Consider the following 11890-nt stretch of genomic DNA (forward strand, 5'->3'; position numbering starts at 1 on the left):
GATGGCGCCGGCGCATTCCACGGATTCCCGCGTCAGTGCCGGCATTGTCGCGCTCGCTGCAATCGCGCTGCTGATCGGCGGCGCGTTTGCTGGCCTGCTTTTCGAGGGCGCCCATGATTTCTCGGGCGCCTGGGCAGCCTTCGATCCCTATCTGCTTCGCGTCATTCGCTTCACGCTCTGGCAAGCGGTCCTGTCGACGCTGCTTTCGGTCATCCCGGGGCTGTTTGTGGCGCGCGCTCTGTCGCGGCATCCACGTTTCTTCGGCCGCGCCTTCATCCTGCAGATCTTCGCCGTGCCATTGGCGCTGCCGGCCATCGTTGCAGCGCTCGGCATCCTGGCGCTTTATGGCCGTGCCGGCTATTTCGCCGGCGTGCTTGCCGTTATCGGCGGCGGAAGCTGGCCGGGCATCTATGGCCTGTCCGGCATTCTCGTCGCCCATGTCTTCTTCAACCTGCCGCTGGCGACGCGGCTGTTCCTCGAGGCGCTGCAGACCATACCGGCCGACCAATGGCGGCTGGCGAGCCAACTCGGCATGGCGGCGCGGCCGGCGTTCCGGCTGATCGAATGGCCAACGCTGCGCGCCGCACTGCCCGGCGTCGCCGGGCTTGTGTTCATGCTCTGCATCACATCCTTCACGATCGTGCTGACGCTCGGCGGCGGGCCGGCCGCGACGACGCTTGAGGTCGGCATCTACCAGGCGCTGCGCTTCGATTTCGATCCCACGCGGGCCGTTACACTGACGCTGCTGCAGATCGCCTTGACCTTTATCGTGGTGCTGGCACTGACGCGGCTAGGCGCCAATGTGGTCGGCGACACCAATTTGCCGGTCGCGCAACGCCGCCATCTTTCGGTCAATCGGAGCGAGACCTGGTTGAACGCGCTACTCATCGTCCTGGCGCTGCTGTTCGTCGTCGGGCCGATGGCGGCAACCGTGATGGCCGGATTGAGTGCCGATCTCGCCCGCTTGGCCGGCGAGGCCACTGTCCGGCAGGCAACGCTGACCAGCGCGGCGCTCGCCTTCCTGTCGGCGCTGCTTTCGGTGATGCTGTCGCTGGCGCTGACCATGGCGCGGCGGGCACTGGCGCTGAACAGCCGGACTGGCCGCAAGACACTGCTCGAACATGCCGCCGATACCGGCGCCGGCTTTGTCCTGGTCGTGCCGCCGATCGTCGTCGGCGCCGGCTGGTTCCTGTTGTTGCGCCTTGTCGGCGATGTCTTCGCCCTCGCCCCGGTCATGGTCGTCACCGTCAACGCGGTGATGGCGATGCCGTTTGCGCTCCGCGCCGTGCGTCCCGCCTATGATGCAGCGAGCGAGCGTCACGAACGGCTCTGTGCACAGCTCGGCATTGCGGGCTGGAACCGGCTGATGCTGGTCGACTGGCCGTCGCTGCGGCGACCGCTCGCCACGGCCTTCGCTTTCGCCATGGCGCTGTCGCTCGGCGATCTCGGTGTCATTGCCTTGTTCGGCAGTGATTCCGTGCAGACATTGCCCTACCTTCTTCTGGCTCGGATGGGCAGCTACCGCACCGAGGATGCCGCCGGCCTCGCACTGCTGCTCGGCCTCGTCTGTCTCGCGTTGATCGTGGCGGCGCACTGGCTGGGAAGGGAGGAGGTCCGTGATGCGTGAAAAGGCGGCCAACGGGCTCGCGAAGGGCGCGCCGGTGCGGCTGGACAAAGTGTCGTTCAGCTATGGCAGCTATGGCGAGGCGCCGCTTGTTTTCGATGTCGAGTTTGCCGCGGCGACGATCACCGCCATCATGGGGCCGAGCGGTTCGGGCAAGTCGACACTGCTCAATCTGGTCGCCGGCTTCGAGACCCCACGGTCGGGCCGCGTGCTGGTCGGCGGTGTCGATGTCAGCGCCGAGCCGGCCTCGGCGCGGCCGGTGTCGATGGTGTTCCAGGAGAACAATCTCTTCGCGCATCTTTCCGTCGAGCAGAATGTCGGGCTCGGCCGCTCGCCATCCCTGCGGCTGACCGAGGCGGACCGCGCTGCGGTCGCCGAGGCGCTTGCGCGCACCGGTCTTGCGGGCAAGGAGAAACGCCTGCCGCGCGAGCTCTCCGGGGGCGAACGCCAGCGCGTCGCCCTGGCCCGCGTGCTGGTGCGCGACCGACCGGTGTTGCTGCTCGACGAGCCCTTCGCTTCGCTCGGACCGGCTTTGCGCGACGAGATGCTGGATCTGGTTGCCGCCGTTCATGCCGAACGCGCCATGACAGTGCTGTTCGTCACCCACCAGCCGGAGGATGCACGCCGCATCGGCGAGCATATGGTGTTTGTCGACAATGGGTTGGTCGCTGCGACCGGCAAGGCTGATGATTTCTTTGCCGGGGCTGGTCCGGAGGCGTTCCGGCGCTATATCGGCGCGGGTGCCGGATATTCCACATCACGCGATGTTGCCCGGAAGCGGACATAATTTACGGTCAAACCGGCTCCAGGCGATGTGGCGTTTGCTTGCCATGACCGGGGGAGTGTGGCTAGGTCCGCCCTACCGGTCCGGCACAGGCCGTGATTTGCCTGCAGTATCCGGCGCCCGCCCCTGGGATGGGCCGCGGATACTGCAGCAGTTTGAGATATGGCACGTGAGCATTCTGAAGATCGTCCCCGATTTTCAATGTCATGTGCCGGGACCCGAAAGGAAGCCGTTCTGGCGATCGGCGCTAACACATTGGGAATGAAACCGCTGGCGCGCTTCCTCGCGCTGGCCGGCTTTGCCGTGGCGTTGGCAAGCTGCCAGATGTTCACGCCGCCGGAGGTTCAGGAATCCGGCTTCCAGCCTTCCGACAAGCCGATCACGGTGGACAATGTCGGCGCCAACAACAAGCTCGCCGAATTGGCCAGGGCGCAGCATCCGCGCATCCTGGCGACCTATGGCGGCGAATATTCCGATCCCAAGCTCGAGCGCATGGTCGCCAAGGTGGTCGGTAGTTTGACGGTGGTGTCCGCCAACCCGACACAGACCTATCGCATCACCATTTTGAATTCGCCCAATGTCAATGCCTTCGCGCTGCCGGGCGGCTATCTCTACATCACGCGCGGCCTCCTGGCGCTGGCCAATGATTCGGCCGAGCTTGCAGCTGTCATCGCGCATGAGATGGGCCACGTCACCGCCAATCACGGCTTGCAGCGCCAGCAACTCGAGGCAGAGGAAGGCCTGGCGACCAAGGTGGTTTCCGATGTGCTCGGCGACAGCCCGACCGCCAAGGCGGCGTTGATCCGCGGCAAGCTGAGGCTCGCGCAATTCTCGCGCAACCAGGAGCTGGAAGCCGACGCCATCGGCATCAAGTCGATCGGCGAGGCCGGCTACGATCCTTTCGCCGCCGGCCGCTTCCTGCAATCAATGTCGGCCTACACGGATTTCCGCTCGATCAGCGGCGCCACCGACGCCAGCCTCGACTTCCTGGCCACGCACCCCAATACGCCGCAGCGCATCGATCTGGCGCAGCGCCATGCCCGCCAGTTCGGCGCGCCGGGCGTCGGCACGCGCGACCGCGATTCCTTCCTCGCCGGCATAGACGGCCTGCTCTATGGCGACACGCCGGAAGAAGGCTATGTGCGCGGCGAAACCTTCCTGCATCCGGGCCTTGGCGTTTCGTTCACGGTACCGGACGGCTTCATCATCGACAATTCGGCGGCAGCGGTGACGGCCACCGGCCCCGGCGACATAGCGATCCGTTTCGATGGCGTGTCGATCGACAAGAACCGGGCGCTGACGGACTATATCCGCAGCGGCTGGGTGGCTGGTCTCGTCGACAGCAGCGTCAGGCAGGAAACCATCAACGGCAACGAGGCAGCGACCGCGCATGCCGGCGCCGAAGGCTGGCAGTTCGACATTGCGGTGATCCGCGCCGGCGGCCAGGTCTATCGGCTGCTGACCGCGGCCCCTTCGGCCAGCACGTCGCTGGACACAATCGCCCGCTCGGTCAGCGGCTCGTTCCGGATCTTGAGTGCCGCCGAAAAGGCGGCGCTGAAGCCGCTGCGCATCCGCGTCGTCACTGTCCAGCCTGGGCAGACGATGGGTTCGCTTTCGGCGCAGATGGTCGGCGTCGACCGTAAGCTCGACCTGTTCCGCGTCCTCAACGCGCTGTCGCCTGGTGCCGCGGTTTCGGCCGGCGACAAGGTCAAGATCGTCACGGACAAGTAAGAGCCCCTGGACGCCTGCCGCCGTTCACGCGGCAGTCGCCATGAACTCCGGATTCTGCTTCACCAACGCGACCTTCAGCTTTTCCATGGCGCGAGCCTCGATCTGGCGGACGCGTTCCTTGGAGATGCCGAGGGTTTCGCCGAGCGCTTCCAGCGTCGCGCCCTCGTCGTTAAGCCGGCGTTCCTCGATGATCCTCAACTCCCGTGCGTTGAGCGCGCGAAGCGCCTCCCTCAGCCAGAGCGAGCGGCGCGCGACATCGATCTTGTCGCCGACGATCTCGTCGGGCAGCGGATCGTCCGAGACCAGGAAATCCATGCGCTCGGTCGAACCCGCATCGTCGGCAACCGGCATGTTGAGTGAGGAGTCGGGAGCCGACAGCCGCGAATCCATCATCGCCACGTCGGCTTCGGAGACGCCGAGTGCTTCCGATACTTCGCGATAGAGCGTTGCGTTTGACAGTGGCTCGGCGCCATTCGCCAGCCGCGCGCGCAGGCGTCGCAGGTTGAAGAACAGCGCCTTCTGCGCCGAGCTGGTGCCGCCACGCACGATCGACCAGTTGCGCAGGATGTAGTCCTGCATCGAGGCCCGGATCCACCATGTCGCATAGGTCGAGAACCGCACCTCGCGCTCCGGCTCGAAGCGGGCGGCGGCCTCGAGCAGCCCGACATGACCCTCCTGGACCAGGTCGCCGAGCGGCAGGCCGTAATGGCGGAATTTGGAGGCCATGGAAATGACCAGCCGCATATGCGCGACGGTGATGCTGTGCAGCGCGTTCTGGTCGTTGTCCTCTTTCCAGAGCAATGCAAGCCGATGCTCTTCGTCACGTTCGAGGTAGGGAGCCTTCATTGCCGCGCGGACCATGATCCGTCCTGCCGTGTCTTCCATCATGAGGCGCTCCCTGGGTGGTGCGGATGACTTTGCAAACTTGGCTGGCGCCCGGGTTGAAATGGCGGCGCCGTGCCCTAGAACAGCCAGAACTGCCATGCGCGGGAAAGGTTCCGCGACCGTGGCTGCGGGATTGTGTTGCCCGACGGGCTCCGGGGATGATCCGCGACAGTTCTGGTGTCGGCTGGAAAGCGCCAGTTTGAGTATGCGATTTCAGAAACTGGTTGTTTTTGGAATTCTGTTCCTTATTTTTTCGGCTTGCATCTGTCAGTTTCCAGCGCTCACAATATGCCGGTCGGCCGGCCAAGGACGGGATCACAGAAAAATGAAATGGCTCAAGTCGCTCATCATCGCCGGAACGCTGCAGGCCTTGGCTGTCACCGCAGGCCATGCCGGCGCCAATCTCGACCAGATCAAGCAGGCCGGGGTCATCAAGGTCGGCACGGAAGGCACTTATGCGCCATTCACCTATCATGACACTTCGGGCGCACTGGTCGGCTTCGACGTCGAAATCGCCAAGGCGATCGCCGACAAGCTCGGCGTCAAGGTCGAATTCCTCGAAGGCAAGTGGGACGGGCTGATCGCCGGCCTCGACGCCAATCGCTATGACGCCGTCATCAACGAGGTCGGCATCACCGATGCCCGCAAGGCCAAGTACGACTTCTCCGATCCTTACATCGCCTCCAAGGCGGTGCTGATCGTGCGCGGCGACAACACAGACATCAAGACCTTTGCCGATCTCAAGGGCAAGAAGTCGGCGCAGTCGCTGACCTCGAATTTCGGCAAGCTGGCCGAAACGAACGGCGCCGAGCTGGTCGGCACCGATGGCTTCGACCAATCGATCCAGCTGCTTCTGACAGGCCGTGCCGACGCCACGATCAATGACAGCCTGTCGTTCCTCGACTTCAAGAAGCACAAGCCCGACGCCAATGTGAAGATCGCCGCGCAAGAGGAAAACGCCGACTATTCCGGCGTCATCGTGCGCAAGGGCGATCCGGAGCTGGTCGCGGCGATCAACAAGGCGCTGGCCGACATCAAGGCCGACGGCACCTATAAGAAAATCTCCGACACCTATTTCGGCCAGGACGTTTCGAAGTAATCTATGAGGCGGGCCGCTCCGCGGCCCACAGGACATATCGAGCGGCGAGTCGTCTTTGACGGTCCGCCGCTTTTGTCGTGATATGTCGCGCCTCGACGAAGCCTCGACTTATTTGGAGGGTCTTACGTGCCGCACTGGCTGCAACTGATGCTGGAGTCGCTGCCTTCGCTGTTGTGGGCGGCGCTGATCTTCACCGTGCCGCTGACGCTGTTGTCCTTCGTCCTTGGGCTGACCGTTGGGTTGGGTGCGGCGCTTGCCCGGCTGTTTGGTCCGAAACCGCTGGTCGCGCTGGTGCGCTTCTATGTCTGGATCTTCCGCGGCACGCCGCTGCTGGTGCAGCTGTTCCTTATCTTCTACGGCCTGCCGTCGGTCGGTATCCTGCTCGACGCCTTCACGGCGGCGTTGATCGGCTTCACGCTCAACATCGGCGCCTACACGTCGGAAATTATCCGCGCGGCCATAGGGTCGGTGCCGAAGGGCCAGTGGGAAGCGGCCTATTCGATCGGCATGACCTGGAGCCAGGCGATGCGGCGCACCATCCTGCCGCAAGCCGGCCGGGTCGCGGTGCCGCCGCTTTCCAACACCTTCATCTCATTGGTCAAGGATACGTCGCTGGCCGCCGCCATCACCGTGCCGGAGATGTTCCAGGCGGCGCAGCGCATCGTCGCCACCACCTATGAGCCGCTGATCCTCTATGTCGAGGCGGCGATCCTCTATCTGGCGCTGAGTTCGGTGCTGTCGGCCTTGCAGACGCGGCTGGAGACCCGGCTCAACCGCTATGGCGGCTTCCTGGAGGCACGCTCATGATCGGCCTCAGCAACATCGAAAAGCGCTTTGGCGACAATCTCGTGTTGAAGGGCGTGACGGTCACCATTGCCGAAGGCAGCGTCACTGCGCTGGTCGGCCCGTCGGGCGGGGGAAAGAGCACCCTGCTGCGCTGCATCAACCTCCTGGAGATCCCGACCTCGGGCACGGTGCGCATCGGCGACGAGACGCTCGAATTCCATCCTGGTGGCAGGGTTCCGGCCAGGGATATCCAGCGCCTGCGGCTGCAGACCGGCATGGTGTTCCAGAACTTCCAGCTGTTTCCGCATCGCACCGCGATCGAGAACGTCATGGAAGGGCTGGTGACGGTGCTGAAATGGGCGCCTGAGAGGGCACGCGAGCGGGCGCTGGCTCTGCTGGAGAAGGTGGGGATGGCGCACAAGGCCGACGCCTGGCCGGCGACGCTGTCGGGCGGCCAGCAGCAGCGCGTGGCGATCGCCCGCGCCTTGGCGCCGTCGCCGAAAGTGCTGCTCTGCGACGAGCCGACCTCGGCACTCGACCCGGAACTGGCGCAAGAGGTGGTCGACGTGCTTGGCAAGCTCGCCAGTGAAGGCACGACCATGGTGATGGCGACGCATGATCTGCGCCTCGCCTCCAAGATCGCCAAGGAAGTGGTGTTCCTCGATGCCGGCGTCGTCGTCGAGAAGGGACCGGCCGCGGTGCTGTTCAACAATCCGGAGCAGCAACGGACGAAGCGGTTCATTGCGACGCTGAAGCAGGAGGCTGAGAAGGAAGGCGGCGGCGGGTAGGCGCGGCCTAGGGTCTGTAGAATTCGGGCGATGGCCCCGAAGGCGCGCCGGTTCCGGTATATCTTGCCGGATGCGCGAGCAGGCCGTCAGCCATCCTTCGGCATATCGGGCCTTGCCGCCAGCAGCCGCTGAAATTTCACCGTCAGATCTCCCCCGAAATCGCGGCTCTTCATTTGCAGGTTCAGATATGATGGCTGACGAGCGCCACGCCAAGTCCGATGAGGATCGAACCGCATGTCTTGGGGATCACCCATCCGGCGCCAGTGAACCGGCCAACGGCGAGCGAGGCGATGCCGACCGCCGCAAGGTCGGCCATCGAGAAGATGAGATTGACGATGATGCCGAGGATGAGGAACTGCAACCCGACGGCCATGCCGGCTGACGGATCCACGAACTGCGGCAGGAAGGTCAGGAAGAACAGTGCCGTCTTGGGATTGAGGATCTCGACGACCATGCTGTCGCGAAATGTGTTCGGGGCCGGCCTGGCACCATCCTCACCCATCCGGTTCCAGCCCAGGAACATGGCAAGGCCCAGCGAAATGAGATATGCGGCGCCCGCCCATCGGATCACCAAGAAAGCGACCGGCGCGTGTTCCATCAGTGCGGCGAGCCCGACCGCCGCGGCCAGGATGTGCACGTAACAACCAAGATGGACACCCAGCGCCGCCATCAATCCCGCCTGACGGCCATGGGCCAGCGTCTGCGCTGTCATGTAGAGAATCGCCGGTCCTGGCATGCAGGCGAAGGCGAGCGTTGCGAGGGCGAACGGAATCCAGAGATCCAGCGATGGCATGACAGCTCCTCCCATGATCAAGCCGTGGGAGGAGTAGGCCGGGGGGCAGGCCGAAAACATACGGCGGATGCCGTATTTGGATGATGATCGGGTTTGGCTAATCTGCCGATGGTTAAGGGGACGTTGCCGGGTTGCCCATTGTCGCGGCTGCGATATCAGCCGGTGGGCAATCCCAGACGAACCGCGTAGGCGGTCAGTTCGGCGGTGTTGTGGAGACTGAGCTTGCCCATCAGATTTTCGCGATGTTTGCGAGCGGTCGGCAGGCTGATGCCCAGTCGTTCGGCGATGTCGCGCGTGATCATGCCTTGCGCCACCAGTTGAAGGATCTGCCGTTCGCGCCGCGTCAGCGGTACCGGGGACAGGATTTCCTGCGCGGCTATCGGCTCGCTTTCCCTGCCTATATCGCTGACCGCGAAGCGAACGGTTTTCGCCAGATAGGTGCCTCCGTTCTTGACCGCTTCGATGGCAGCGCCGAGTTCCTCTGGATCGCCATCCTTGGTCAGGTAGGCGTTGGCGCCGGCGCTGAGCGCGGCGCGTACTGTCCTCGGCTCGACATTGGCCGTCAGCACCACGATCCGCAGGCGTGGCGCCAAGGTCCTGATGGTGGCGATAAACTGCATCCCGGTCACACCTGGCATGCCGAGGTCGAGGATCAAAAGGTCGGCGCGCGTGCTTCGCAGCTGGCCAAGCAGCGCCTCGCCATCCGCAGCCTCGGCGACGACCGAGATATTGTCCATAGCCGAGATAAGCAGCTTCAGCCCCTCGCGCACGATGGCATGGTCGTCGGCGAGTATGGCGGTGAGCGAGCGGTTCATCGGGGCACCATCCAGGGCTGCAGCGGCGTATATGGATCGATCGCCAACTTATGCGAAACAGGTTGCCGGTAGATCAACGGTACCGGGGAAGACCGGCCGGAGAATTACTTGGGACAATTGGAGGGATTCGATGCAGGAAGACAAGATACGCCAGGCCCTGGTCGAACTCCTGTATCGCAATTCCTACGGCGTGGTCATCTCCAACATCGTGATCTCGATGGCGGCGGTCTATGTTCTGAGAACGGCCGTTTCCGCCAATTGGCTGATCGGCTGGCTGGCGGCGCTGTATCTGCTGACGGCTATCCGGGTGCTGGCGTCGCGCCGTTTTTTCAGCCGCTCAAGGGATCGCGGCTCGATCTTGCGCTGGGCATGGCTGGCCACGGCGTTTTCCTGTATGTCGGGCCTTCTGTGGGGGGTGCTTGGCTGGGTCGGCTTTATGCCCGAGGCGCCGATCGTGCTGTCCTTCACGGTCATCGTCCTGACTGGTCTCGTCTGCGGTACGGTGCCGTCGCTGTCGGCCTTTCCGCCGGCGCTGGTCGGTTCCATCCTGGCCACGGTGGTGCCGGTCGCCTTGCGCTGCTTGACCACCCAAAGCGATATTTCCGGCGCCTTCCTGTTCCTGCTCGCATCGCTGGTGGCGATCAATTTCTACTACTGCCGTATCACCTACCGCATGCTGCGCGAAACCGTCAGCCTGCGACTGGAGAACGAAACGCTGGTCGAGCACCTGCAAGAGGAACGCGACAGGGCGCAGACCGCCGACCGTGCCAAGACGCGTTTTCTGGCGGCGGCGAGTCACGATCTGCGCCAACCGATCCATGCCCTGAGCCTGCTGGTCTCGACGCTTGCCATATTGGGGCAGCGCGGCGACGTACCCTCCGGCGAGGCGCGCGATCTGGCCAGCCGGGCGAAATCGGTTGTCAGCAACTTCAGTGGGCTGCTCAACGCTTTGCTCGATATCTCGCGGCTCGATGCGGGCATCGTCACGGTCGCGAGCGAGGCGGTGCCGCTGCGCGACCTCTTTGGTGATCTTCGCAATGAATTCGCCGCCGAGGCAAAACAACGCGGACTTACGTGGCGCGTGGTAGACAGCAGTCTCTACGTCGACAGCGACCCGATGATGTTGAAGCGCATCCTCAACAACCTGATCTCGAATGCCCTTCGCTACACCAAGCAAGGTGGTGTCCTGCTGGGCTGTCGCCGGCGCGGCGCATGTGTGGAGATACAGGTCCTCGACAGCGGCCCCGGCATCCCCGCCGATCAGCAGGGGATGGTCTTCGAGGAGTTCGTGCAGTTGCAGAACCCGGCGCGGGACCGCACGCAAGGCCTGGGACTCGGGCTCGCCATCGTTCGCCGCACCGCCGAGCTGTTGGGGCACCCCCTGAAATTGGCTTCGACGTCCGGGCGCGGTTCCCTGTTTTCCATCACCGTCGCGAAGGCCGGCGCGGTGCAAGCTCGCTTGGAGGTCGACACGACATCGCCGGCCAGCAGTGCCGCCGGCATCATGGTGGTCGAGGACGAGGGCGACGTTCTCGATGCCATGGTGCGCTTGCTCAGCCTGGAGGGACATCGTGTCTATCCCGGCCGCTCCGCCGCAGAGGCGCAGGAGGCCCATACGGCGGCGCTGGCTGCCGGCGATGCGCCGGTCGACCTGATCATCGCAGACTACCGTCTCGAGAATGACACCACCGGCACCGACGCGATCCGTGCGCTTCACGCCCATATCGGCCGGCTTGTCCCGACCATCATCATTACTGGCGATACGTCGCCGGCGCGCCTCAAGGAGATCAGCGCCAGCGGCAGCCGCATCCTGCACAAGCCGATCGCCGACGAGGAATTGCGCGAGACCATTGCCGCGGTCTGCTTTGGCGGCAAGGCGATAAGTGGCGACACACGTTAAAGCGAAACGCGCGCTCGACGGCTCGGCGCGCCGGCAAGCCGCGATGCAGCACGCTGGTGCGCAGGGCCTACCAACATCGAAGCTGCCGCCCGAAAGCAAAAGAGGCCCCGGTCAAACCGGAGCCTCCAATCGTTTCTGGCAGGATTTCTCGAAAGGTGAGAAAGATCAGGCAGCTTCTTCCTGCTCGGCCTCTTCATTGTCGGCCTTGGCGCCACGCTTAGGGCCCTTGTTGAGGTTGACCTCGATCAAGCGCACGGCTTCGGTTTCCGACATGCGGTTGACGGCCGCGATCTCGCGGGCCATGCGGTCGAGCGCCGCCTCGTAGAGCTGACGCTCGGAATAGGACTGCTCCGGCTGGTTGTCGGCGCGGTAGAGGTCACGCACGACTTCCGAGATCGAGATCAGGTCGCCCGAATTGATCTTCGCATCATATTCCTGGGCGCGGCGCGACCACATGGTGCGCTTGACGCGGGCGCGGCCCTGCACGACCTTCAGCGCGCGTTCGACATAATCCTCTTCCGACAGCTTGCGCATGCCGATGGAGGTCGCCTTGGCGACCGGCACCTTCAGGCGCATCTTGTCCTTCGAGAAGTCGATGACGAACAGTTCCAGCTTGTGTCCAGCAACTTCCTGCTCGTCGATCGAGACGATCTGGCCGACGCCATGCGCCGGGTAGACGATGTAC

General features: G+C 64.0%; 11 protein-coding genes. 7 read left to right on the forward strand and 4 right to left on the reverse strand.

Features of this window, described 5'->3' with window-relative positions:
* Position 1 precedes the first annotated feature (1 nt).
* From thiP to EN932_RS04825, 3 genes are all read left to right on the forward strand, one after another.
* Positions 2–1627, forward strand: a complete 1626-nt coding sequence (gene thiP, locus EN932_RS04815) for a thiamine/thiamine pyrophosphate ABC transporter permease (RefSeq protein ID WP_127369056.1) — start codon at positions 2–4, stop codon at positions 1625–1627.
* Entirely contained in the window at positions 1620–2411 is a 792-nt protein-coding gene (gene thiQ, locus EN932_RS04820; RefSeq protein WP_063169190.1) for a thiamine ABC transporter ATP-binding protein, read from the forward strand. The genes thiP and thiQ overlap by 8 nt, the downstream gene beginning before the upstream one ends.
* Positions 2412–2669: 258 nt before the next feature.
* Positions 2670–4139, forward strand: a complete 1470-nt coding sequence (locus tag EN932_RS04825) for a M48 family metalloprotease (protein ID WP_024502938.1) — start codon at positions 2670–2672, stop codon at positions 4137–4139.
* A 24-nt stretch (positions 4140–4163) separates the two neighbouring features.
* Here the strand turns inward: EN932_RS04825 and EN932_RS04830 are convergent, their stop codons facing one another.
* The gene (locus EN932_RS04830) at positions 4164–5027 is read right to left on the reverse strand and encodes an RNA polymerase factor sigma-32 (RefSeq protein ID WP_027162506.1); all 864 of its coding nucleotides are present in this window, start codon (positions 5025–5027) and stop codon (positions 4164–4166) included.
* Positions 5028–5349: 322 nt separating this feature from the next.
* On the opposite strand from EN932_RS04830, the gene EN932_RS04835 reads away from it, so the two are divergent.
* The 3 genes from EN932_RS04835 to EN932_RS04845 all read left to right on the forward strand — a co-directional run bounded on the left by EN932_RS04835 (position 5350) and on the right by EN932_RS04845 (position 7697).
* Complete coding sequence (locus EN932_RS04835; RefSeq protein WP_013529173.1) at positions 5350–6123, forward strand: amino acid ABC transporter substrate-binding protein; 774 nt, start codon at positions 5350–5352, stop codon at positions 6121–6123.
* Between the two features lie 126 nt (positions 6124–6249).
* On the forward strand, positions 6250–6930 hold the full coding sequence (locus EN932_RS04840) for an amino acid ABC transporter permease (protein ID WP_013529174.1): 681 nt from the start codon (positions 6250–6252) through the stop codon (positions 6928–6930).
* A complete protein-coding gene (locus tag EN932_RS04845; RefSeq protein WP_013529175.1) occupies positions 6927–7697 on the forward strand; it encodes an amino acid ABC transporter ATP-binding protein in 771 nt (256 codons plus the stop codon). The genes EN932_RS04840 and EN932_RS04845 overlap by 4 nt, the downstream gene beginning before the upstream one ends.
* A gap of 181 nt (positions 7698–7878) precedes the next feature.
* Here the strand turns inward: EN932_RS04845 and EN932_RS04850 are convergent, their stop codons facing one another.
* Together EN932_RS04850 and EN932_RS04855 are read right to left on the reverse strand one after the other, a co-directional pair.
* Complete coding sequence (locus EN932_RS04850; RefSeq protein ID WP_024502939.1) at positions 7879–8490, reverse strand: LysE family translocator; 612 nt, start codon at positions 8488–8490, stop codon at positions 7879–7881.
* Positions 8491–8645: 155 nt separating this feature from the next.
* Positions 8646–9305: a response regulator transcription factor gene (locus EN932_RS04855; protein WP_013529177.1), complete on the reverse strand. Its 660-nt coding sequence runs from the start codon at positions 9303–9305 to the stop codon at positions 8646–8648.
* Between the two features lie 130 nt (positions 9306–9435).
* On the opposite strand from EN932_RS04855, the gene EN932_RS04860 reads away from it, so the two are divergent.
* Positions 9436–11205, forward strand: a complete 1770-nt coding sequence (locus EN932_RS04860; RefSeq protein ID WP_127384601.1) for an ATP-binding protein — start codon at positions 9436–9438, stop codon at positions 11203–11205.
* A 165-nt stretch (positions 11206–11370) separates the two neighbouring features.
* Here the strand turns inward: EN932_RS04860 and EN932_RS04865 are convergent, their stop codons facing one another.
* Positions 11371–11886 carry a CarD family transcriptional regulator gene (locus tag EN932_RS04865; RefSeq protein WP_245483258.1) on the reverse strand — a complete coding sequence of 172 codons (516 nt, stop codon included), beginning with the start codon at positions 11884–11886 and terminating at the stop codon, positions 11371–11373.
* Positions 11887–11890 lie beyond the last annotated feature (4 nt).

This window comes from Mesorhizobium sp. M7A.F.Ca.US.002.01.1.1 (genome assembly GCF_004022955.1).
Taxonomy (GTDB): domain Bacteria; phylum Pseudomonadota; class Alphaproteobacteria; order Rhizobiales; family Rhizobiaceae; genus Mesorhizobium; species Mesorhizobium ciceri.

Excerpts from the sequence above, each read along its gene's own strand:
- thiP (WP_127369056.1), top strand. The coding sequence starts at position 2 with ATGGCGCCGGCGCATTCCACGGATTCCCGCGTCAGTGCCGGCATTGTC.
- thiQ (WP_063169190.1), top strand. The coding sequence starts at position 1,620 with ATGCGTGAAAAGGCGGCCAACGGGCTCGCGAAGGGCGCGCCGGTGCGG.
- EN932_RS04825 (WP_024502938.1), top strand. The coding sequence starts at position 2,670 with ATGAAACCGCTGGCGCGCTTCCTCGCGCTGGCCGGCTTTGCCGTGGCG.
- EN932_RS04830 (WP_027162506.1), bottom strand. The coding sequence starts at position 5,027 with ATGATGGAAGACACGGCAGGACGGATCATGGTCCGCGCGGCAATGAAG.
- EN932_RS04835 (WP_013529173.1), top strand. The coding sequence starts at position 5,350 with ATGAAATGGCTCAAGTCGCTCATCATCGCCGGAACGCTGCAGGCCTTG.
- EN932_RS04845 (WP_013529175.1), top strand. The coding sequence starts at position 6,927 with ATGATCGGCCTCAGCAACATCGAAAAGCGCTTTGGCGACAATCTCGTG.
- EN932_RS04850 (WP_024502939.1), bottom strand. The coding sequence starts at position 8,490 with ATGCCATCGCTGGATCTCTGGATTCCGTTCGCCCTCGCAACGCTCGCC.
- EN932_RS04855 (WP_013529177.1), bottom strand. The coding sequence starts at position 9,305 with ATGAACCGCTCGCTCACCGCCATACTCGCCGACGACCATGCCATCGTG.
- EN932_RS04860 (WP_127384601.1), top strand. The coding sequence starts at position 9,436 with ATGCAGGAAGACAAGATACGCCAGGCCCTGGTCGAACTCCTGTATCGC.